Raw genomic sequence first — 21,045 nt, 5'->3', positions numbered from 1 at the left:
CGTCCCCGAACCTCGTCTCATGAACTGCGGTGCCCGGCCCGCGACCACGCATGGTCCCCGTCCGCCGCGCGCGTTCGGCACGAAGCAACGGAGGTCCTCAGTGGGCTGACGGACTGACGGCAGGCGCAGCGTCTGGCACGATCGGCACGTGACCAGGACCCGGCGACCACGCGCACTGGCACTGGCGGCCGTCCTGCTCCTGGCCCTCTCCGGCTGCACCGGCGGCTTCGCCGACGTCCACCTCCGGATCGCCGCGGGGAACTCCGGGGGCGTCTACGACAAGCTCGCCCAGACCCTCGCCACCGCCTGGCAGGCCGGGCTCGACATCGAGCGGCCGCAGGTGCTGCAGACGCAAGGGTCGCCCGACAACGTGAACCGGGTGCTGAGCGGGCAGGCCGATGTCGCCTTCGTCGCCGCCGATGTCGCCGCGGACCAGTACCGGGACAATCCCGGGCTTGCCGCGCTCGCGCGGATCCACGACGACTACCTGCACGTCGTCGTGCGGTCGGACTCCGACATCCGGTCGGTGGCGCAGCTGCGCGGGCACCGGATCGCGATCGGCTCGCCCGCCTCCGGGGTCGAGTACATCGCCGGGAAGCTGCTCGGCGCGGCCGAGCTGACCGGGGCGGTCAGCACCATCACCCGCGGGCTCGACGACTCCGTCGCGGCGCTGCTGAACGGTGACGTCGACGCGTTCTTCTGGTCCGGCGGGCTGCCGACCCCGAAGCTGGCGGACAACAAGAGCCGGCTGCGGCTGGTCGACATCGCCGACCTGATGCCGAAGATGCAGGCGATCAGCGAGGTCTACGGCACCGCCACCATCCCGGCGAGCACCTACGACCAGATCCGGCCGGTGACCACGCTGGTGGTGCCGAACTTCCTGGTGGTGCGCACGTCGATGCGCGACGACGTCGCCGAGGCGCTGGTCAGCGGCCTGTTCGCGGCCCGGCAGCAGCTCGCCGGCGCCAACCCGGCGGCGCTGTCGATCGACGTCCACCCGGGCATCGAGACGCAGCCGATCCCGCTGCACCCGGGTGCGCTGCGCTACTACCGGGCGCAGAAGACCTAAGCCGCCGGGAACGTCATCGAGATCCGGAGGCCGCCGCCCTCGGGCAGGTCCAGGGTCAGTTCGCCGTCCGAGTGCGCGACGATTTCGCTGACGATCGCCAGGCCCAACCCCGAGCCGGGCACGTTCTGGTGGGCCGGGCTGCGCCAGAACCGGTCGAGCGCGCGGTCCAGCTCGTCCGGCCGCACGCCCGGCCCGTGGTCGCGGACCGACAGGCGCACGCGGTCGCCGTCGCGCTCCACGGCGACCCGGATCTCGGTGCCCGCCGCGGTGAACTTCAGCGCGTTGTCGAGCAGCGCGTCCAAGATCGTCTCGGCGCCGCGCGGCGGCATCCGCACGCACACGCCGTCGCCCGGGGTGTCGACGACCAGCTGCACGTCGCGGGCCTCGCCGACCACCGACCAGTCGGCGACGCGCTCGGCGACGGCCTCGTCCAGCACCACCGGGTCCAGCTCGCCGCCGGAGGCCTCCGCGCGGGCCATCGACAGCAGCCCGTCGAGGATCTGGTGCAGCCGGCCCGCGTCGACCCGGGCGGCCTCCAGGTCGGCCGCGGCCGGCTCGTCGTCGACGTGGCCTTCGAGGTTGCCGAGCCGGATCTTGAGCGCGGTCAGCGGGTTGCGCAGCTGGTGGGAGGCGTCGGCGACGAACGCGCGCTGCGCGGCCAGCGCCCCGGAAACGCTCTCGGCCATCCGGTCGAAGGACCGGCCGAGCTGCCGCAGCTCCGGCGGCCCGCCGCTCTCCCCCACCGGCTCGGCCTCGCGGCCGCTGACCACGGACGCCACCAGCGCGCCGGTCGCGTCGTCGAGCCGGTGCACCGGCCGCAGGATCCACCGGACCACCGGGATCGCCACGGCCAGCGCCAGCGTGAAGGCGAGGATCCCGCCCGCGGCGAGCAGCAGCCACCACCACAGCACGTCGGCCCGCTCGGCGCCGGTGTCGGACACCGTCAGCACCGCGCCGCGCACCTCGCCGTCGGCGAGCACGGGTTCGGCCAGCACCAGGGGGGTGTCGTCCCACGGCATCAGCACGCCGCCGGGCTGGGAGCGGCGGCCGGCCAGCGCCTCGTGGACCGGGTCGCTGATCCGCTCGGCGCGCATGTCGAGCCGCGCGGCGTTCGGGCCCAGCGAGCTGACCACCGGCTTGCCGTCCTGGTCGAAGACCAGCACCTGGACGCCGTACACCTCGGTGTAGCGGCGCAGGTCCGGGTCGAGCAGCAACGGCTTGTCGTCCAGCAGCGGGCGCTGCGCCAGCGACGCGAACCGCGCGGTGTCGGTCAGCCGGTCGAGGAAGAGGTCCTGCTGCGCGCCGGCGGCGATGGTGGTGGCCAGCGGGATGCCGAGGCCGAACACCAGCAACGCGACGAGCGTCAGCACGATGCCCTGCAGCCGGACGCGCACCCCGTCAGCTCCGGTCGACCTGGCCGCCGAGCCGGTAGCCGACCCCGCGGACCGTCTCGATCAGCGCCGGGCGGCCCAGCTTCGTCCGCAGCGTGGCGACGTGGACGTCCAGCGAGCGGCTCTCCGCCGGACCGCGGTGGCCCCACACCTCGGTGAGCACGTGCTCGCGCGAGCAGACCGCGCCGCGCGCGCCCGCGACCAGCGCGAGCACCTGGAACTCCTTGCGGGACAACGCGACCGCGCGCCCGTCGACCAGCACCTCGTGCCGGGACACGTCGACGGTGACGTCCCCGACCCGGATCACCACCGGCTCGGCCGTGGCGTGCTCGCCGCGGCGGCGGCGCACCGCCTCGACCCGGGCGAGCAGCTCCTCGACGTCGTAGGGCTTGACCAGGTAGTCGTCGGCACCCGCGCGCAGGCCCTTGATCCGGTCGTCGACCTCGCCGCGCGCCGACACGACGATGATCGCGACGTCGCTGACCGCGCGGATCTGGTGGCACAGCGTGACGCCGTCGATGTCCGGCAGGCCGAGGTCGAGCAGGACGACGTCGACTTCCTGCACCCGCTCGAGCACGCCGGCGCCGGTGGCCAGGCGGGCGATCGCCAGGCCGCGGCGGGTCAGCGCCGGGATCAGCGCGCCCGCGACCCGGTCGTCGTCCTCCACCAGCAGCACCCGCACCCGTCCACCCTCCCTGGTGACCTGCTTCACCGCGCCGGTAGCGACGAACTCTAGGACCTCGGCGCGCGGGGTGCCGAATCGGACATCGATACCCACTTGAAACCCTAAGAATGGGTCAAGCCGTCTTGCGAGCAGGTAGAGCAACGGTAGGTTCTCGCCATCGCGTGGTGACCCACGCCGCATTCGATCGATCCTGGAGGCCAGATGACCGCGGAGGTGGCGGCGCCGATGATCAAGGCGTCCGCCGTGAACAAGTACTTCGGCGACCTGCACGTGCTCAGGGAGATCACGCTCGAGGTGCCCCGCGGCCAGGTCGTCGTGGTGCTGGGCCCCTCGGGGTCGGGCAAGTCGACCCTCTGCCGGGCCATCAACCGGCTGGAGCCGATCAACTCGGGCGAGATCGCCGTCGACGGCGTCCCGCTGCCGGCCGAGGGCAAGGCGCTGGCCGCCCTGCGCGCCGACGTCGGCATGGTGTTCCAGTCGTTCAACCTGTTCGCGCACAAGACCATCGTCGAGAACGTCATGCTCGCGCCGGTGAAGGTCCGCAAGACGTCGCAGGCCGAAGCGCGCAAGACGGCGATGGAGCTGCTGGAGCGCGTCGGCATCGCCAACCAGGCCGACAAGTACCCGGCGCAGCTCTCGGGCGGCCAGCAGCAGCGCGTCGCCATCGCGCGGGCGCTGGCGATGCGGCCCAAGGTCATGCTGTTCGACGAGCCGACCTCGGCGCTGGACCCGGAGATGGTCCAGGAGGTCCTCGACGTGATGACGGGCCTGGCCAAGGACGGCATGACGATGCTCGTCGTCACCCACGAGATGGGCTTCGCCCGGCGGGCAGCCGATCGGGTGATCTTCATGGCCGACGGCGAGATCGTCGAGGACACGACGCCCGAGGAGTTCTTCACCGCGCCCAAGAGCGAGCGCGCGAAGGACTTCCTCGGCAAGATCCTGACCCACTGAGAGAACGTTCCGCGGCGCCGTCGTGCCGCGGGTGACGACACACAGGAGAGATTCACATGAGGATCCGCACCCTCGCGGTGGGAGTGCTCGTCGGTGGCCTGACGCTGACCACCCTGACCGCCTGCGGCAAGGAAGGCACGCCGAGCACCCCGGGTGCCGGCGACCAGAGCGGTTCGAGCGCCGCCGCGCTGCCGACCTACCCGGTCGCGACCGGCGTCGACCTGGCCGGCTCCCCGGTGTTCGCCAAGATGAAGTCGGCGGGCGCGCTGACCGTCGGCGCCAAGGACGACCAGCCCGGCCTGGGCCAGAAGGACCCGACGACCGGCAAGTTCGGCGGCTTCGACATCGAGATCGCGAAGCTCGTCTCGGCCGGCCTCGGCTTCGACCCGGAGAAGATCACCTTCCGCACGGTCGACTCGGGTGCCCGTGAGCAGACGATCGCGAACGGCGACGTGAACTACTACGTCGGCACCTACTCGATCACCGACAAGCGCAAGGCGCTCGTCTCCTTCGCCGGCCCGTACTTCGTCGCCGGCCAGGACCTGCTGGTGCGCAAGGACGACTCCTCGATCACCGGCAAGGACACCCTCAAGGGCAAGAAGGTCTGCTCGGTCACCGGCTCGACCCCGATCCAGAAGATCCGCTCGGAGAACCTGACCGAGCCGGGCAACATCGTCGAGTTCCAGAAGTACTCGCAGTGCGTCGAGAAGCTGCTGTCGAAGGACGTCGACGCGGTCACGACCGACGACGCGATCCTCAAGGGCTACGCGGCCCAGGACCCGGACAACCTGAAGGTCGTCGGCCAGACGTTCTCCACCGAGAAGTACGGCATCGGCCTGAACAAGGACGACAAGGTCCTGCGCGACAAGGTCAACGAGATCCTGCAGAAGGCGCTGGACGACGGCACCTGGGACAAGATCTACGCCGCGACGCTCGGCAAGTCGGGTTCGGCCGCCAAGAAGCCGACCCTCGAGAAGTACTGACGTGACACCGAGGCCGGTGGACCGGGGTTCCCGGTCCACCGGCCTTCCCACATCCACCACCTGACCACCGCCTGAAACGGACGCGGGGAAGGCTCATGGACGTCCTCTTCAACAACCTGGACCTGTTCGGTCCGTTCTTCCTCCGCACGATCGAACTGTTCGTGCTCTCGGCCGTCGGCAGCCTGGTCTGGGGCACGATCCTGGCCATGCTGCGGGTGAGCCCGGTACCCGTCTTCCGCGCCGTCGGCACGGCGTACGTGACGATCGCCCGGAACACCCCGCTCACGCTGGTCTTCGCGTTCTTCGTGTTCGCCTACCCGCTGCTCGACATCGTCAAGGTCGACTACTTCCCGGCCGCCGTGATCGCGCTGACCGTCTACACCTCGGCGTTCATCTGCGAGGTCGTGCGCTCGGGCATCAACACCGTGCCGGTCGGCCAGGCCGAGGCGGGCCGGGCGCTGGGGCTGACCTTCGGCCAGATCCTCGGCCAGGTCGTGCTGCCGCAGGCGCTGCGCTCGGTCGTCCCGCCGCTGATCAGCACCCTGATCGCGCTGCTGAAGAACACCACCATCGCCGCCGGTTTCTCCGTCGCGGAGGCCGGCGCGATCCGCTCGTACCTGTCCGAACGCGGGGAGAACCAGCTGGTCGGCCTGCTGTGGGTCGCGCTCGGCTTCATCATCCTGGTCACCGTGCTGTCGTTCGTCCAACGCAGCCTGGAGAAGCGCTGGAGCGTGGCCCGATGAGCGAGCTTGCGAGCGAATCATTCAACACTGCGCCTGCGGCTCAGGCCGCAGCGAGCGTCAGCGAGGTGGGCGCATGAGCAACGTCCTGTTCGACGTCCCGGGCCCGAAGGCCCGGCTGCGGTACCGCACCTACGCGGTCGTCGGCACCCTCGTGGTCGTCGCGTTCATCGCCTACATCGGGTGGCGGTTCTACGACAGCGGCCAGTTCACCGCCCGCAAGTGGGAGTGGCTGCAGTACGCGCAGGTCCAGCGCGACCTCGGCAACGCCGTGCTCCAGACGCTCGAGGCGTTCGCGGCCGCGGCCGTGCTGGCCCTGGTCTTCGGTGCGATCTTCGCGGCCGGGCGGCTGTCCGACCACGCGTGGATCCGCCGGATCGCCGGGTTCGTCGTGGAGTTCTTCCGCGCCATCCCGGCCCTGATCCTGATGTTCCTGTTCTACTTCGGCCTGCCGACGCTGGGCGTGCCGATGACGCCGTTCCTCGGCGTGGTGTTCGGCCTGACGCTCTACAACGGCTCGGTGCTGGCGGAGGTCTTCCGCGCGGGCATCCAGTCGCTGCCGAAGGGGCAGAGCGAAGCCGCGTACGCGCTGGGCATGCGCAAGACCCAGGTGATGTTCCTGGTCCTGCTGCCGCAGGCGATCCGGGCGATGCTGCCGACCATCATCAGCCAGCTCGTCGTGCTGCTGAAGGACACCGCGCTCGGCTTCATCATCACGTTCCAGGAGCTGCTGTACTACGCGCGGTACATCGGTTCGCAGGGCACGTTCGGGCGGCCGATCGTGCCGTCCACGATCGTGGCGACCGCCATCTACGTCGTGATGTGCCTGCTGCTGACGGCGCTGGCGACGTACCTGGAGCGGCGCAACCGGCGCAACAAGAAGGTCATCGGCGGGACGGGCGGCAAGGTCGAGCAGATCGCGCTCGGCTCGGCCGCCGGCGGTGGCACGGTCTGACCTCCCCGGCTGCGGAACGGCCCCCGGCGTACCCGTCGGGGGCCTTTCCATGTCCGCCGATCTCCCCTAGCGTCGGGGCCCATGGGTGTCGCACTGGTGACCGGAAGCTCCCGAGGCCTGGGCCGCACGATCGCCCGGCGCCTGGCCCGCGACGGCTTCGCCGTGGCGGTGAACGGCCGGCACGACGATCCCGACCTCAAGGCCGCCGCGGAGGAGGTCCTCGCCGAGGGCGGCCGGGCCGCGGCCTTCGCCGCCGACGTGACCGACCGGCGCGAGGTGGGCGAGCTCGTCGACGCGGTGACGGCGTTGCTGGGCCCGGTGAGCGTCCTGGTCGTCAACGCGACGGGCCCGCAGCCGGACGTCTTCCTGTCCGATGTGGACTGGCCGGAGCACCTGGGGCACCTGGACTTCTTCGTGCGGTCGCCGGTGCTGCTGGGCCACGCGGTGCTCCCGGGCATGCGCGCCCGCGGGTACGGCCGGATCGTCCACATCGATTCGGAGGTGGCGGACCGCCCGCCACCCGGCCGGTCGGCGTACGCGACGGCCAAGGCGGCCCAGGTCGGCCTGGCCCGGTCGTGGGCCCGCGAGCTGGCCCCGGACGGCATCACGGTCAACTCGGTGGCCCCCGGCTTCGTCCCGGTGGAGCGCCACGCGGACGTCCCGGAAGCCGAGCGCGCGGCCTACCTGGCCGGCGTCCCGATGGGCCGGCTGGGCACCCCCGACGACGTGGCCGCCGCGGTGAGCTTCTTCGCGTCGGAGGGAGCGGGCTTCATCACGGGCCAGCGTCTGCTGGTCGACGGCGGCCGCGCGCTCGGCTAGCGCCGGTGGCCAGCACCGCCGCCACGGCCAGCACGAGCACCAGTGCCAGCGTCAGCGCGGCCCACATGGCGACGTGGAGCTGGAGCACGCCACCGGCGAACGCGCCCCCGAGCATCGCCGCCACGGCGGCGACCTTCCGCAGCGGGTGCGACCCCGCCCCGCCGGCGGCCTTCGAGTCGGCCGCGAAGCCGGTCAGCGTCATCGTCAGCACCGTCGTCGTCAGGTCGGGCGCGCCGATCCGGCGGACCGCCGCGTTCTGCAGCCCCATCGCCAGCCCGAGCACGACGATGAGCAGCTCGCTGCCCGCCCGCGTGCCGCTCCCGACCGTCGCCGACAGCGCGACGGCCACCGCGATCAGCCCCGCCTGGACCCCGGTCGCCCGGCGAAGGGTCGCGTAGTCGTCCCCGGTCCGGGCCAGCCGCCCGCCGGCGAGGGCGCCGGCCAGGAACGCCAGCACCGCCGTCAGCGAGGCGAGCACGGACAGCGTCGTCTCCCCCGCCGCGGCGAAGCCGAGGAAGACGACGTTCCCGGTCATGTTGGCCACGAAGACCCGCCCGAGCCCGAGGAAGCTGACGGCGTCGACCACGCCGGTGACGACGGTGAGGGCCAGCAGCAGCGCGGCCAGGTCCCGCGGTTTCGGTTCAGCCATGCGAGCAAGTCAACCACCGCGCGCCCGGCGGCCGAACCACCGGTCCCCGGCGGCCCGGTTCGATTCCGGAAATGGGCTTCGTTAATGGTGTTACTGCTCAGCGAAGGTGCGAAGCACGCTTCATTGTGCGAAGCTGCTTCGCAACGCTTCGCGCGCGAAACCCGTTGTCACACAGGCAGAACAGCAACATCCCTTCCGGTGAACCGCCGCGTGGCAGGAGCCGTTTTGTCGGTGCTTGCCTTTAACGTGCGGGACATGACCGAAAAGAGCACGGTGCGCACCCGGGAGATGGGTGTCGAGCTGAAAACCCAGCGCGAAGCGAGACAAATGTCGCTGCGCGAAGTCGCCCGGCGCGCCCACTGGTCGGCGTCGAAGGTGTCCGGCTGGGAGAACGGCCGCCGGATCTCGCCGATCGACGCGGCGATCTACCTCGCGCACTGCGGAACCGACGCCACCGAACGCGACCGGCTGCTGCACCTGACCCGGCCGCCGAGCGACCTGTACTGGGTGCGGCCGTTCTTCGACAAGTTCGTCGACCCGGCGAAGTCGCTGATCATCCAGGAAAACCTGGCGACCGCGGTGATCTCGAACAGCCCGCTGGCCCTGCCGGGCATGCTCCAGACCGAAGACTACGTGCGCTCCGTCTACGAGCTGTCCGGCCGCTACACCACGGATCGGCTGAAGGCACTCGTCCAGGCGAGGATCGACCGGCAGCAGCTGCTGCAACGCCGGAACCCGCCGCAGTGCCTCTACTTCGTCTACGAGCACACCCTGAGGTCGGTCCTGCGCGACCCGGCGCTGATGCACGAACAGCTGCAATACCTGGTCCTGGCCACCAACCTCCCGCACTGCACCATCCGCGTCATCCCCGCCTCCGCACCCCCGTACCACCTGATCGGCAGCCGTTTCACGATCCTCGAGTTCGCCGAACACCCACCGGTGGCCTACGAAGAAACCTTCGCGGCCGGCCTGTTCATCGACGAACGCGTGGCGGTGGAAGCCTTCTACGTCCTCCGCACCCGGCTGGAACAGGTGGCCCTGTCGGAACACGAGTCCCGGGCGTTCCTCGTCCGGCTGGCCGAGGAGTTCGACGTCATGACGAACTGAACCTGCGGTCCTGCCGGTGCGCCAGGGGACTCGGCGGCGCTGCCCGCTCTCCGGCCGAAGGCACCCTCGGGGCCATCGTGCTCGGGCCCCGATGCCGCACCGGGCAGCTCGCAGCGGATGCGGGCCTCCCCTTGCCGGGCCGGGCTCCGAAGGCTCGCCGGCCGACTCGGGCAGTGTCCGGTCCGGACCGGCCGGTGGACGGGATGAGCGGTCAGTCGTCCCGCGTCCACCCGAACCCGGAGTCCCTCCCCCGCACCACCATCACCCGGTCCCGTGCCGCCACGATCACGACCTCCCCGGACACGACACCTGGCCGACCCGTTTCCCGTCGTGCCAGACCGCCCGGATCCGGCCCGGCAGGTCGGTCACGTCCAGGTCCGTCCCGTCGAGCAGCACCACGTCGGCACGCAACCCCACCGCGAGCCGGCCCCGGTCGTCCGCCAGCCGCAGCAGACGGGCGGCCTCGGAGGTGGCCGCCTTCAGGGCGGCCGCGTTGCCGAGCACGGCGGCCAGCAGGCGCAGCTCGGTCGTCAAGTCGACATGGGGACGCGGGGCCAGGTCCGAGCCGGCGGCGATCGGGATGCCCGCTTCCACCGCGAGGCGGACCGAACGTCGGTGCGTCCCGGCGAACTCGCTGTCGCTGATCGGCGAGAGCGTCGGGACGTACCAGGCGTGCGCCAGCGCGGCCACGGCGTCGTCGTCGAGGAACGTGCCGTGCTCGATGCTGCGGGCACCGGCGCGCGCGGCCGAGACGACCGACGCGGGGGTGTGCGCGTGGGCCAGGACGTCCCGGCCGCAGCGGCGGGCTTCGTCGACCAGGGCGACGAGCTCGTCGTCGGTCGGCCGGACGTCCACGCCTTCGCGCACGGCCCGCATGGCGCCGCTGGCGCCGACTTTGATCCAGTCGGCGCCCGCGCGCACCATCCGGCGGACGGCCGCGCGCGCCGCATCGGGCCCGTCGAACACCGGGTCCGGCAGCGACGGGTCGCCGAAGTTGTCGACGGTGCCCGCGGGCGGGTCCCAGCTGTCGCCGAGCCCGCCGGTCGGCGACAGCTGGCGGAGGCTGACGAGCAGGTCGGGCCCGGTGATCCAGCCTTCGCGCAGCGCGTGCTTGACCCCGGCGTCGGCGCCCCAGGCGTCCCGCACGGTGGTGATCCCGCGCGCCAGCAAGCCGCGCAGCACCGGCACGGCTTCGAGGATCCGCGCGCTGCGCGGCAACGGCTCGGGCCGCGGGAAGGCGACGTGCACGTGGCAGTCGATGAGCCCGGGGATCAGCAGCCCGCCCGAGCAGTCGACACGCCCGTCGCCGTCGAGGCCGGGGCCGACCTCGGCGATCCGGGCGCCGTCCAGCCGGACGTCCGCCCGCGCCGCGTCCCCGGTCTCCGGGTCGAAGACGAGCGCCCCGGCGAGCAGCGTCACGCGAGCCGCCGGACACGGACCGGGCCGGCGAGAGCACCGTCGACCGAAGCGACGGCGCTCTCCCCGGCCCGCACGAACGTGATCTCCATGCCCCCACCCTGCCAGGCGGGTCACCTCATTTGTCGCGGCGGAACAGCTTGTTGCCGAGCCAGACGATCGGGTCGTACTTGCGGTCCGCGACGCGCTCCTTCATCGGGATGAGCGCGTTGTCGGTGATGTGGATGCCTTCCGGGCACACCTCGCTGCAGCACTTGGTGATGTTGCAGTAGCCGAGGCCGTGCTCTTCCTGCGCCGCGTCCCGCCGGTCCGCGACGTCGAGCGGGTGCATCTCCAGCTCGGCGATCCGCATCAGGTACCGCGGCCCGGCGAAGGACTCCTTGTTCTCCTCGTGGTCGCGCACGACGTGGCAGGTGTTCTGGCACAGGAAGCACTCGATGCACTTCCGGAACTCCTGCGAGCGCTCGACGTCCACCTGCTGCATCCGGTACTCACCGGGCTTGAGGTCCGCGGGCGGGGTGAACGACGGGATCTCGCGCGCCTTCGTGTAGTTGAAGGACACGTCGGTGACCAGGTCGCGGATCACCGGGAACGTCCGCATCGGCGTCACGGTGATGACCTCGTCCTCGGTGAACGTCGACATCCGCGTCATGCACAGCAGGCGCGGCTTGCCGTTGATCTCCGCCGAGCACGAGCCGCACTTGCCCGCCTTGCAGTTCCAGCGCACCGCGAGGTCCGACGCCTGGGTGGCCTGCAGCCGGTGGATGATGTCGAGGACGACCTCGCCCTCGTTCACCTCCACCGTGAAGTCCTGCAGCGCGCCGCCGGTGTCGTCGCCGCGCCAGACCCGGAAACTCGCCTTGTAGCTCATGCGCACACCTCGCTGGCGCTCGGTGCCGCCTGAGCCGGAAGCGCTGTGTTGAATGATTCGCTCGCAAGCTCGCTCATGCTTTGCTCCCGGGGTGCGCTTCGAGCTCGTCGTCGGTGTAGTACTTCCCGAGTTCGCCGAATTCGAACAGCTCCAGCAGGTCCTGCCGCAGCGGCACCTGCTCCTTCACCTCGACGCCGATGTCCGGGACGACCGGGTTGTCCCCCGCCGTCGCCGAGCACACCAGCAGCTTGTGCCGCCACTCGGCGTCCATGCCCGGGAAGTCGTCGCGCGTGTGCCCGCCGCGGCTTTCGGTCCGCGTCAGCGCGGCCTTCGCGACGCACTCGCTGACCATCAGCATGTTGCGCAGGTCGATCGCGAGGTGCCAGCCCGGGTTGAATTGCCGGTGCCCCTCCACGGTGACGTGCAGGATCCGCTCCCGCAGCTCCGAGAGCTTCACCAGTGCCTGCTCGATCTCGCCGGCCTTGCGGATGATGCCGACGAGGTCGTTCATCGACTGCTGCAGCTCGGTGTGCAGGGTGTACGGGTTCTCGGCCGACGCACCCGCGGGCGGGTCGAACGGCGCGAGCGCCATCTTCGCCGCGGCGTCCACATCGGACTGTGCGACGGCCGGCCGGGTACCGAGGCCGTCGACGTACTCGGCGGCGCCGAGCCCCGCGCGGCGGCCGAACACCAGCAGGTCCGACAGCGAGTTGCCGCCGAGCCGGTTGGACCCGTGCATGCCGCCCGAGCACTCGCCGGCGGCGAACAGGCCGGGCACGCTCGCGCCGGCCGTGTCCGGGTCGACCTCGATGCCGCCCATGACGTAGTGGCAGGTCGGGCCGACCTCCATCGGCTCGGCCGTGATGTCGACGTCCGCGAGTTCCTTGAACTGGTGGTACATCGACGGCAGCCGCTTCTTGATCTCCTCGGCCGGCAGCCGGCTCGCGATGTCGAGGAAGACGCCGCCGTGCGGGGACCCGCGGTTCTCCTTGACCTCGGAGTTGATCGCGCGCGCGACCTCGTCGCGGGGCAGCAGGTCCGGCGTGCGGCGGTTGCTCTCCTGGTCGGTGTACCAGCGGTCGGCTTCGTCTTCGCTCTCCGCGTACTGGCCCTTGAAGACGTCGGGCACGTACTCGAACATGAACCGCTTGCCGTCGGAGTTCTTGAGCACGCCGCCGTCCCCGCGCACGCCCTCGGTGACGAGGATGCCCTTGACGCTCGGCGGCCAGACCATCCCGGTCGGGTGGAACTGGACGAACTCCATGTTGATCAGCTTCGCGCCCGCGCGCAGGGCCAGCGCGTGGCCGTCGCCGGTGTACTCCCAAGAGTTCGACGTCACCTTGAACGACTTGCCGATGCCGCCGGTGGCGAGCACGACCGCGGGCGCCTCGAACAGGATGAACCGGCCGCTCTCGCGCCAGTAGCCGAACGCGCCGGCGATCTTGCCGTCGGTGGTGAGCAGCTCGGTGACCGTGCACTCGGCGAAGACCTTGATCTTCGCCTCGTAGTCCCCGGTCTCGGCGAAGTCCTCCTGCTGCAGCGAAACGATCTTCTGCTGCATCGTGCGGATCAGCTCGAGGCCGGTGCGGTCACCGACGTGCGCGAGCCGCGGGTAGGTGTGCCCGCCGAAGTTGCGCTGGCTGATCCGCCCGTCCGCGGTGCGGTCGAACAGGGCGCCGTAGGTCTCCAGCTCCCAGACGCGGTCCGGCGCCTCCTTGGCGTGCAGCTCGGCCATCCGCCAGTTGTTGAGGAACTTCCCGCCGCGCATGGTGTCGCGGAAGTGGACCTGCCAGTTGTCGTTCGAGTTCGCGTTGCCCATCGACGCCGCGCACCCGCCCTCGGCCATCACCGTGTGCGCCTTGCCGAACAGGGACTTGCACACGACGGCGACGCGGAAACCGCGCTCGCGAGCTTCGATCACGGCGCGCAGACCGGCGCCACCGGCACCGATCACCACCACGTCGTAGCTGTGCCGTTCGACCTCGGTCATGAAGAGATTCCACCTCGGAACTGGGGACGTCGTTGTCGGGAAGAAGGGGTGCGCTAGTTGACGAATCTCAGATCCGAGATCGCGCCGCTGGCGACGAGCATGACGTAGAAGTCGGTCAGCACCAGCGTGCCGAGCGTCGTCCAGGCCAGCGCCATGTGGCGGGTGTTGAGCTTCGAGACCTTGGTCCAGATCCAGTAGCGCACCGGGTGCTTGGAGAAGTGCTTCAGCCGGCCGCCGGTCACGTGCCGGCACGAGTGGCAGGACAGCGTGTACGCCCAGAGCAGGACCACGTTGCCGAGCAGGACGATGTTGCCCAGCCCGAAGCCGAAGCCGCCGGTCTTGCCGTGGAACGCCGTGATGGCGTCGTAGGTGTTGATCAGCGAGACGATCAGCGCCACGTAGAAGAAGTAGCGGTGGACGTTCTGGATGATCAGCGGCAGCCGCGTCTCGCCGGTGTATTTGGCGTGCGGTTCCGCGACGGCGCAGGCGGGCGGGGAGAACCACACGGCCCGGTAGTAGGCCTTGCGGTAGTAGTAGCAGGTCAGGCGGAACCCGAGCAGGAACGGCAGCACGACGAAGCCGAGCGGGATGAACCCGGGCAGGTCGCCGAACCAGTGGCCGAAGTGGCTCGAGCCCTCGACGCAGGAAGTGGACAGGCAGGGCGAGTAGAACGGCGTCAGGTAGTGGTAGTCGTTCACCCAGTACGCGGTGCGCACGAACGAGCGGACCGTCGCGTAGATGATGAACGCCGACAGGCCGAGCACGGTCAGCAGCGGCTGGAGCCACCACCGGTCCGTGCGGAGGGTGCGCTCGGCGATCCGGGCCCGCTTGGGGGCCCGGACGCCGGTGCCGACGCCGTTGTCAGCCGGTGCGCTCACCGCTGGTCGCGCTTGTAGCCGCCGACGCCTTCGTCATCGGCGCCGTGCCACAGCGCCGGGTCGTAGGGGGTGTCGGGTACCGGGACGCGCTCGGCGGGCTTCGCCTGCGCGGGCACGGCCAGCGGCGTGCCGTCGAGGTCCGCGGTGTCGATGTCGAGGCGCTCCACGTCGTTCGCGAGCCGGCGCACCGCCGAAGCGTCGCCGTAACGAGAGCGCAGTGCGCCGACGCACTGCCGGAGCTGGCCGATGGTTCGCCGCAGCTCGGCGATCTCGGAGGTGGACATCATGCCTCCCGTGGTGGTGGGGCCGACAGGGAACCGGCCGGGCGATCGCTCGCCCCTACGGCTTTGCCGCGCGTCGTGCAGTGTGACAACTAGCACACTAACGGTTCGGGAGGTGATCGGGGTCACGCGGGTCGATCTTCTGAATCGATTTTGATTCGGCGTTTTCCCGAGGTAGTGTGGCCAGTGTCACGACCCTGAGGCGTCAGCGTTGCCGTCCCGCGGACCACCACACACCAGTGATCCGGAGCCGGACATGAGCCCCACCCCCACCACCCCGCTGCACCGAGTCGTCGCCGACGTCACCGCGCGCATCGCCGAGCGCAGTGCCGCGACCCGCACCGCCTACCTCGCCCGCACGGCCGCCGCGCACGAAGAAGGCCCCGTCCGCCGGGGCCTCGCGTGCAGCAACCTGGCCCACGGGTTCGCCGCGATGGAAGGCGCCGACAAGGAGGCGCTGCGGGCCGCGCGCGCCCCCGGCGTCGCGATCGTCTCGTCCTACAACGACATGCTTTCGGCGCACCAGCCGATGCAGGAGTACCCGGCCTGGCTGAAGAAGTCGGTGCGCTCCGCCGGGGGTGTCGCCCAGTTCGCCGGCGGCGTCCCGGCCATGTGCGACGGCATCACCCAGGGCCGCGCGGGCATGGAGCTGTCCCTGTACAGCCGCGAGGTCATCGCGATGTCGACGGCGATCGCGCTCTCCCACGACATGTTCGACGCGGCCCTGCTGCTGGGCGTCTGCGACAAGATCGTGCCCGGACTGCTGATCGGCGCCCTGTCGTTCGGGCACCTGCCGGCCCTGCTCGTCCCGGCGGGCCCGATGAACTCCGGGCTGCCGAACAAGGAGAAGGCGCGCGTCCGGCAGCTGTACGCGGAGGGCCTAGCGACCCGCGAAGACCTCCTCGACGCCGAAGCGGCGTCGTACCACTCGGCCGGCACCTGCACGTTCTACGGCACCGCCAACTCCAACCAGATGGTCGTCGAGGTGATGGGCCTGCACCTGCCCGGCGCCAGCTTCGTCCAGCCGGGTTCCTCGCTGCGGCGCGCGTTGACCGAAGAGGCCGGACGGCGGGTCGTCGCGATCTCGCGCGGCGAGGAGTACACGCCGGTCTCGCGGATCCTCGACGAGAAGGCGTTCGTCAACGGCGTCGTCGCGCTGCTCGCCACCGGCGGCTCGACCAACCACACGATGCACCTGGTCGCGATCGCCGCGGCCGCGGGCATCCAGCTGACCTGGGACGACTTCTCCGACCTCTCGGCGGTGGTGCCGCTGCTGGCGCGGGTCTACCCGAACGGCAGCGCCGACATCAACCACTTCCACGCCGCCGGCGGCATCCAGTTCCTGGTCGGCACGCTGCTCGACGCCGGTTTGCTGCACGAGGACGTGCACACGGTGGCCGGGTTCGGGCTGCACCGCTACCGCGCCGAGCCGATCCTGTCCGACGGCGAGCTCGTCTGGCGCGACGTCCCCACCCGCAGCCTCGATGAAGAGGTGCTGCGCCCGGTGTGGCGCCCGTTCGCCGCGGACGGCGGGCTGCGGATGGTCGAAGGCAACCTCGGCCGCGCGGTGATCAAGGTGTCCGCGGTGGCGCCGGAGCACCGGGTCGTCCAGGCGCCGGCGCGGGTGTTCACCACCCAGGGGGCGTTCACGGCCGCGTTCGAGGCGGGCGAGCTGGACCGCGACGTCGTGGTGGTGATCCGGCAGCAGGGCCCGCGGGCGAACGGCATGCCGGAGCTGCACGGCCTCACCCCGGCGCTGGGCGTGCTGATGGACCGCGGGCACGCCGTGGCGTTGCTCACCGACGGCCGGATGTCGGGCGCGTCGGGCAAGATCCCGGCCGCCATCCAGGTGACCCCGGAAGCCGCGGCGGGCGGCCCGATCGCGCGCGTCGCCGACGGCGACGTCATCCGCCTCGACGCTTCCTCGGGCAGCCTCGACGTGCTGGTCGGTGACGAAGAACTCGCCCGGCGTGAGCTTGTGGACTCGCCGCCGTCCGAAGCATCCTGGACCGGCACCGGCCGAGAGCTGTTCGCCGCGTTGCGCCGTGCGGTCGGCCCCGCCGACCAGGGCGCTTCGGTGTTCGGCGGCTTGACTCCGGAGCACTTCGGAACGCCCGCTTTCGCAACCCAGGAGGTCGGTCAGTGACCACCGGTCAGGACCTGCTCGAGCTGTCCCCCGTGATGCCCGTCGTGGTGCTCGACGACGCCGGCGACGCCGTGCCCACGGCCCGGGCGCTGCTCGCCGGCGGGATCGGGGTCATCGAGCTGACCCTGCGCACGCGAGCGGCGCTGTCCGCGATCGAGCGCATCGCCGCCGAGGTGCCGGACATCGTCATCGGCGCCGGCACCGTCACCGCGCCGGAGCACGCGAAGCAGGCCGCCGACGCGGGGGCGAAGTTCCTCGTGACGCCGGGCTGCACCGACGCGGTCGTCGACGCGTGCTTCGAGACCGGCCTGCCGTTCCTGCCCGGCGCGAGCACCGTGTCCGAGGCGATGCGGCTGGCGGAGCGCGGGCTTTCGGCGCTGAAGTTCTTCCCGGCGGAGGCGTCGGGCGGGGTCGCGTACCTGAAGTCGATCGCGGGCCCGCTGCCGTCGCTGAAGTTCTGCCCGACCGGCGGGATCACGGCGGCCACGGCACCCTCGTACCTGGCGCTGCCGAACGTCGGCTGCATCGGCGGTTCGTGGCTGACGTCCTCGCTGGACGTCGCCACGATCGAGAAGCTGGCCGCGGAAGCCGCGAAGCTGTAGCGGAGATCACCCCGCGTCATCGCCACGCCCGAACGGCGGAATCCGCGTCCGCATTCCGGGAGCACCGTTCCAGCACTCTGGAACGGTGCTCCGAGCGGGTGTGGCGGCGGTCATGAATCCCGGTGAATGGAGCAATCGCGGCACCGGTGGGTGATTTACCGGCCTGTTATCGTTTCCCCTCGCTGTTTCGAGCGAGGAGATCCGGTGTCCCTGACCGATGTGGTCGCCCCCAGTCCTGCCCCCGAGAACGTCGCCGCACTGGTCGGCGAACGCCTTTCGCTGTCCGCCCTCCACCAGCTGGGCGGCACCCTCGGCGGCTATTCCTTCGTGAAAGTCGTGGTGGACCGGGAAACCTCGGTGATCCACTTCCTGAACGACGCGCGCCATTCCTTTCACGCGATCTATATCGGCGAAGAGATCCTCGGCGTCCCCGGAGAACGGGTGCGCGCGGAGATCGACTCGTACAACCAGGCGTTCTACCACGCACCGGACCGCCGGTTCCTGCTCGGCATCCTCGCCCGGCACCCGCAGCTGCTTTCGCTGGAGACGGTCGAGGTCGACACGATGCCGGCGGCGCTGATCCGCGAGTTCCACGCCTTCGTCGCGGAGTACGTCGACCCGGCGCTGCCGCTGGTGTTCAAGCCGGCCAACCAGCTGCAGGAGCGGATCGTCCGGGAGATCCCGGCGGACGAGCTGCCCCGCGTCTTCGCGCACGAGCTGTTCTCCACGGCGCCGTTCGTGGCGCTGAACCCCGGCACGGCCACCGGACGGCTGCGCGCGTTCCGCACCGAGGCCGAGTACCGGGCGGCCACGCTGGACTGGACGGACATCATCGTGATGGACCGCGTCCCCGACGACGTCCCGCGGCTGTCCGGCATCGTCAACGCCCGGCACACGACGCCGTTGTCGCACACCAACGTGCTGGCCACCGGCTGGCAGATCCCGAACGCCGTCCAGCTCGGCGCCCTCGCCGAAGTCGACCGCCGCGGCCTCGACGGCAAGTGGGTCGAGTACACAGTGGACACCCAGGCGCTGTCCCTGCGGGAGATCCCCGCGCCGGCCGCGGCGACACCGCCGAGCTGGTACGCCCAGCGCGTCACGCTGGAGCAGCCGGAAGCCGACCACAGCCCGATCGTGAACCTCGCGCGGCTGCGCGCGGCCGACCGCTACCGCTACGGCACCAAGGCGGCCAACCTCGGCGAGCTGCACCACGTCCTGGCCCGCGGTTCGGAGCGCCTGCTCGGCTTCTACCAGGTACCGCGTCCCCCGCGCGACAACCTGCTGCCATACCTGGCCCGGCTGCTGGACGTCCCCGCCGATCCCGCTTCGGGCCCGGCGGTCCCCGACCTGACCGCCGCGGCTCGCCGCCTGCTCGACGAGCGCGTCCGCGTGCCCCGCGGGATCGCCGTGCCGTTCTCGCTGCAGCGGCGGTTCCTGGAGTCGTCGCCGCGGATCCAGCAGGCCATCGGCAAGCTGAAGATGGCCCTGGAACTGGACGCGCGGGAGATCGAGCCGCTGTGCGTCGAGCTGCAGACGCTGATCCGGTCGGCCCGCATGCCGGGCGCGCTGGCCGGCGAGATCGACTCCGCGCTGGTGTCGCAGCTGGCCGGCGTGCGCTCGTTCGTCGTGCGCAGTTCGTCGAACGCCGAAGACCTCGCCGGGTTCTCGGCCGCCGGCATCTACGAGTCGCTCAACCACGTCACCACCGCCGAGCGGATCTTCGCCAGCGTCAAGGAGGTCTGGGCGTCGCTGGTGTCGGTGCGCAGCGTCCGCCTGCGCCGGCAGGCCGGGATCTCCCTCGACGACTGCTACATGGGTGTCGTGATCCAGGAGCAGGTCACGGCCGACTTCGGCGGCGTGCTGGTGACGACGAACCCGATGAACCGCGCGGACTTCCGCACGGTGTACGTCAACGTGTCGCCCCGGGTCACCGACGTCGTCGAGGGGTCGGCCCTGCCGATGCAGTACCTGTATTCGACGGTCGAGGGCGGCGGCCGCACGGTGTCGCTCGGCGACGCGTCCGAGGACCTCGACGAAGCCGCCCACGAGCAGCTGCAACGGCTCGCCGTCGCCGGCCGCCTCCTGCAGGGCCACTTCTCGCCCGACTACACGTTCGACTCGCCGGTGGACGTCGAGTGGCTCGCCGACCGCGACCACATCCACCTCGTGCAGCTGCGTCCGTATTCCGTTTGATTCTCCAGGAGACACCACCATGCTGGGCTTTCGCCTGCCCGCGAAACCCGCCGTTCAGCGCGCCGTCCGGCTGACCTACGGGTTCCAGTTCTTCTTCGGCCTGCTGCTGTGGGTGCCGATCTTCTACCAGTACCAGAAGCTCGCCGGCCTCTCCGACGGCGAGATCTTCGGCATCCAGAGCATCTACTACATCGTGTTCTGCCTGCTGGAGATCCCGACGGGCCTGATCGCCGACCGCTTCGACTACCGCACCTCGCTGACGGCGGGCGCCGGTGTGCTGGTGGTGGCGAACCTGGTGCCGGTGTTCCTGGGCTCGTACGCGGGGTTCCTGACGCACTTCATCCTGATCGCGCTGGCCCGGTCACTGGTGTCCGGCGCGCAGAGCGCGTACCTGTACGAGTACCTGCACGCCCACGGCGAAGGAGAGCACTACCTCCGCGTCGAAGGGGCCGGCCGCGCGTACAGCCTGGTCGGCAAGATCGTGTACTGGCCGGTGATCGGCTTGCTGATGACGTGGAACCTCCCTTCCCCGTACTGGCTGACGGCGATCAACGCGGGGATCGCACTGGCGTTCGCGGCCAAGCTCCCGCCGATCCCCGGCGGCCGCCGCACTTCGGGCAAAACGGCATCGCTCCTGTCCGGCGTCGGCGGCGCGGTGTCCGCGCTGCGGTCGTCCCGGTGGCTGGCGCTGCTGATGGTGCAGGGCATCGCGATGTTCACGCTCGTCCGCATCTGCCAGGTGAACCTGTTCCAGCCGATCCTGGAGTCGAAGTCGCTCTCGGTGAACTGGTACGGCGCGGTCCTGGCCGCGATGACGATCTTCGAAGCCCTGGGCGCGGCCCGCCCCCACCGCCTCCGCCGCGCGATCGGCCCGGTGGGCTCGGTGTTCACGCTGACCATCGTGATGGCGTTGTGCCTGGGCGTGATCGTGTTCGTGGGCTCCTTCGCGACGGTGATCGCGCTGTGCGTCTTCGCGGTGGCGACGGGGATTTCGTTCCCGGTGCAGAAGCAGCTGCTGAACGACTCCATCCCGGACTCCCGCTACCGCGCGACGCTCCTGTCCATGGAGTCCATTGTGGACCGCGCGGTGTGCGCCGTGGTGGCGGTGGCACTGGGCGCGTACCTGGCGGCCGGTCAGCTGAACGAGTTCCTGGTGCTGTCGGCCGTGGTGACATGCGCCGCGATGGGGCTGCTGGCAGTACTGCTGCTCGCGGTCCGCAAGCACCGCTCCGACCGCCGGCGACCATCCGGACAAACGAGGGTGCCCACCACCGCCGGACGGCCGTCAACCTGACTCCCTCGAATCGCGAGGATTC

General features: G+C 70.7%; 19 protein-coding genes. 11 read left to right on the top strand and 8 right to left on the bottom strand.

Going from position 1 to position 21,045, the window contains the following annotated elements:
* Positions 1 to 148: 148 nt before the first annotated feature.
* Positions 149 to 1,069, top strand: a complete 921-nt coding sequence (locus AB5J73_RS24510; protein WP_370972612.1) for a TAXI family TRAP transporter solute-binding subunit — start codon at positions 149 to 151, stop codon at positions 1,067 to 1,069.
* On the opposite strand, the gene AB5J73_RS24505 is transcribed toward AB5J73_RS24510, so the two are convergent.
* Positions 1,066 to 2,463, bottom strand: a complete 1,398-nt coding sequence (locus tag AB5J73_RS24505; protein ID WP_370972610.1) for a sensor histidine kinase — start codon at positions 2,461 to 2,463, stop codon at positions 1,066 to 1,068. The genes AB5J73_RS24510 and AB5J73_RS24505 overlap by 4 nt on opposite strands.
* Positions 2,464 to 2,467: 4 nt before the next feature.
* A complete protein-coding gene (locus tag AB5J73_RS24500) occupies positions 2,468 to 3,142 on the bottom strand; it encodes a response regulator transcription factor (RefSeq protein WP_370972608.1) in 675 nt (224 codons plus the stop codon).
* A 228-nt stretch (positions 3,143 to 3,370) separates the two neighbouring features.
* On the opposite strand from AB5J73_RS24500, the gene AB5J73_RS24495 reads away from it, so the two are divergent.
* The 5 genes from AB5J73_RS24495 to AB5J73_RS24475 all read left to right on the top strand — a co-directional run bounded on the left by AB5J73_RS24495 (position 3,371) and on the right by AB5J73_RS24475 (position 7,596).
* Entirely contained in the window at positions 3,371 to 4,099 is a 729-nt protein-coding gene (locus AB5J73_RS24495) for an amino acid ABC transporter ATP-binding protein (protein ID WP_003054447.1), read from the top strand.
* A 56-nt stretch (positions 4,100 to 4,155) separates the two neighbouring features.
* Entirely contained in the window at positions 4,156 to 5,082 is a 927-nt protein-coding gene (locus tag AB5J73_RS24490; RefSeq protein WP_370972606.1) for a glutamate ABC transporter substrate-binding protein, read from the top strand.
* A 95-nt stretch (positions 5,083 to 5,177) separates the two neighbouring features.
* The gene (locus AB5J73_RS24485) at positions 5,178 to 5,825 is read left to right on the top strand and encodes an amino acid ABC transporter permease (protein WP_086862425.1); all 648 of its coding nucleotides are present in this window, start codon (positions 5,178 to 5,180) and stop codon (positions 5,823 to 5,825) included.
* A 73-nt stretch (positions 5,826 to 5,898) separates the two neighbouring features.
* A complete protein-coding gene (locus tag AB5J73_RS24480; RefSeq protein WP_370972604.1) occupies positions 5,899 to 6,777 on the top strand; it encodes an amino acid ABC transporter permease in 879 nt (292 codons plus the stop codon).
* 81 nt (positions 6,778 to 6,858) lie between these two features.
* On the top strand, positions 6,859 to 7,596 hold the full coding sequence (locus tag AB5J73_RS24475; protein WP_370972602.1) for an SDR family NAD(P)-dependent oxidoreductase: 738 nt from the start codon (positions 6,859 to 6,861) through the stop codon (positions 7,594 to 7,596).
* On the opposite strand, the gene AB5J73_RS24470 is transcribed toward AB5J73_RS24475, so the two are convergent.
* Complete coding sequence (locus AB5J73_RS24470; protein WP_370972600.1) at positions 7,550 to 8,245, bottom strand: YoaK family protein; 696 nt, start codon at positions 8,243 to 8,245, stop codon at positions 7,550 to 7,552. The two genes, AB5J73_RS24475 and AB5J73_RS24470, sit on opposite strands and share 47 nt — an antisense overlap.
* A 255-nt stretch (positions 8,246 to 8,500) precedes the next feature.
* Between AB5J73_RS24470 and AB5J73_RS24465 the strand changes: the two genes are divergently transcribed.
* On the top strand, positions 8,501 to 9,352 hold the full coding sequence (locus AB5J73_RS24465; protein WP_370972598.1) for a helix-turn-helix domain-containing protein: 852 nt from the start codon (positions 8,501 to 8,503) through the stop codon (positions 9,350 to 9,352).
* Between the two features lie 285 nt (positions 9,353 to 9,637).
* On the opposite strand, the gene AB5J73_RS24460 is transcribed toward AB5J73_RS24465, so the two are convergent.
* The 5 genes from AB5J73_RS24460 to AB5J73_RS24440 all read right to left on the bottom strand — a co-directional run bounded on the left by AB5J73_RS24460 (position 9,638) and on the right by AB5J73_RS24440 (position 14,791).
* Entirely contained in the window at positions 9,638 to 10,771 is a 1,134-nt protein-coding gene (locus AB5J73_RS24460; RefSeq protein WP_370972596.1) for an amidohydrolase family protein, read from the bottom strand.
* Between the two features lie 115 nt (positions 10,772 to 10,886).
* Positions 10,887 to 11,639, bottom strand: a complete 753-nt coding sequence (locus AB5J73_RS24455) for a succinate dehydrogenase/fumarate reductase iron-sulfur subunit (RefSeq protein ID WP_370972594.1) — start codon at positions 11,637 to 11,639, stop codon at positions 10,887 to 10,889.
* Positions 11,640 to 11,712: 73 nt separating this feature from the next.
* On the bottom strand, positions 11,713 to 13,629 hold the full coding sequence (locus tag AB5J73_RS24450) for a fumarate reductase/succinate dehydrogenase flavoprotein subunit (protein ID WP_370972592.1): 1,917 nt from the start codon (positions 13,627 to 13,629) through the stop codon (positions 11,713 to 11,715).
* 53 nt (positions 13,630 to 13,682) lie between these two features.
* Complete coding sequence (locus tag AB5J73_RS24445) at positions 13,683 to 14,507, bottom strand: hypothetical protein (protein ID WP_370972590.1); 825 nt, start codon at positions 14,505 to 14,507, stop codon at positions 13,683 to 13,685.
* Positions 14,504 to 14,791 (bottom strand): hypothetical protein, encoded by a 288-nt coding sequence (locus AB5J73_RS24440; RefSeq protein ID WP_163046790.1) that lies wholly within the window; start codon positions 14,789 to 14,791, stop codon positions 14,504 to 14,506. The genes AB5J73_RS24445 and AB5J73_RS24440 overlap by 4 nt, the downstream gene beginning before the upstream one ends.
* A gap of 253 nt (positions 14,792 to 15,044) precedes the next feature.
* Between AB5J73_RS24440 and edd the strand changes: the two genes are divergently transcribed.
* The 4 genes from edd (at position 15,045) to AB5J73_RS24420 (ending at position 21,023) form a co-directional block, all read left to right on the top strand.
* Positions 15,045 to 16,934, top strand: coding sequence for a phosphogluconate dehydratase (gene edd / locus AB5J73_RS24435; RefSeq protein ID WP_370972588.1), 1,890 nt, complete (start codon positions 15,045 to 15,047; stop codon positions 16,932 to 16,934).
* Positions 16,931 to 17,536 (top strand): bifunctional 4-hydroxy-2-oxoglutarate aldolase/2-dehydro-3-deoxy-phosphogluconate aldolase, encoded by a 606-nt coding sequence (eda, locus tag AB5J73_RS24430; protein ID WP_370972586.1) that lies wholly within the window; start codon positions 16,931 to 16,933, stop codon positions 17,534 to 17,536. The genes edd and eda overlap by 4 nt, the downstream gene beginning before the upstream one ends.
* Before the next feature lie 204 nt (positions 17,537 to 17,740).
* Positions 17,741 to 19,729, top strand: a complete 1,989-nt coding sequence (locus AB5J73_RS24425; RefSeq protein ID WP_370972584.1) for a PEP/pyruvate-binding domain-containing protein — start codon at positions 17,741 to 17,743, stop codon at positions 19,727 to 19,729.
* 19 nt (positions 19,730 to 19,748) lie between these two features.
* Entirely contained in the window at positions 19,749 to 21,023 is a 1,275-nt protein-coding gene (locus tag AB5J73_RS24420) for an MFS transporter (protein ID WP_370972582.1), read from the top strand.
* Positions 21,024 to 21,045 lie beyond the last annotated feature (22 nt).

This window comes from Amycolatopsis sp. cg9 (assembly GCF_041346945.1).
In the GTDB taxonomy this organism is placed as follows: domain Bacteria; phylum Actinomycetota; class Actinomycetes; order Mycobacteriales; family Pseudonocardiaceae; genus Amycolatopsis.
The sequence above is the reverse complement of the archived record's forward strand: the minus strand, read 5'-3'. Positions and strand labels throughout refer to the sequence as shown.

Coding starts and splice junctions, on each gene's coding strand:
- AB5J73_RS24495 (WP_003054447.1), top strand. CDS start 3,371: ATGATCAAGGCGTCCGCCGTGAACAAGTACTTCGGCGACCTGCACGTG.
- AB5J73_RS24490 (WP_370972606.1), top strand. CDS start 4,156: ATGAGGATCCGCACCCTCGCGGTGGGAGTGCTCGTCGGTGGCCTGACG.
- AB5J73_RS24485 (WP_086862425.1), top strand. CDS start 5,178: ATGGACGTCCTCTTCAACAACCTGGACCTGTTCGGTCCGTTCTTCCTC.
- AB5J73_RS24480 (WP_370972604.1), top strand. CDS start 5,899: ATGAGCAACGTCCTGTTCGACGTCCCGGGCCCGAAGGCCCGGCTGCGG.
- AB5J73_RS24475 (WP_370972602.1), top strand. CDS start 6,859: ATGGGTGTCGCACTGGTGACCGGAAGCTCCCGAGGCCTGGGCCGCACG.
- AB5J73_RS24470 (WP_370972600.1), bottom strand. CDS start 8,245: ATGGCTGAACCGAAACCGCGGGACCTGGCCGCGCTGCTGCTGGCCCTC.
- AB5J73_RS24465 (WP_370972598.1), top strand. CDS start 8,501: ATGACCGAAAAGAGCACGGTGCGCACCCGGGAGATGGGTGTCGAGCTG.
- AB5J73_RS24455 (WP_370972594.1), bottom strand. CDS start 11,639: ATGAGCTACAAGGCGAGTTTCCGGGTCTGGCGCGGCGACGACACCGGC.
- AB5J73_RS24450 (WP_370972592.1), bottom strand. CDS start 13,629: ATGACCGAGGTCGAACGGCACAGCTACGACGTGGTGGTGATCGGTGCC.
- AB5J73_RS24440 (WP_163046790.1), bottom strand. CDS start 14,791: ATGTCCACCTCCGAGATCGCCGAGCTGCGGCGAACCATCGGCCAGCTC.
- edd (WP_370972588.1), top strand. CDS start 15,045: ATGAGCCCCACCCCCACCACCCCGCTGCACCGAGTCGTCGCCGACGTC.
- AB5J73_RS24420 (WP_370972582.1), top strand. CDS start 19,749: ATGCTGGGCTTTCGCCTGCCCGCGAAACCCGCCGTTCAGCGCGCCGTC.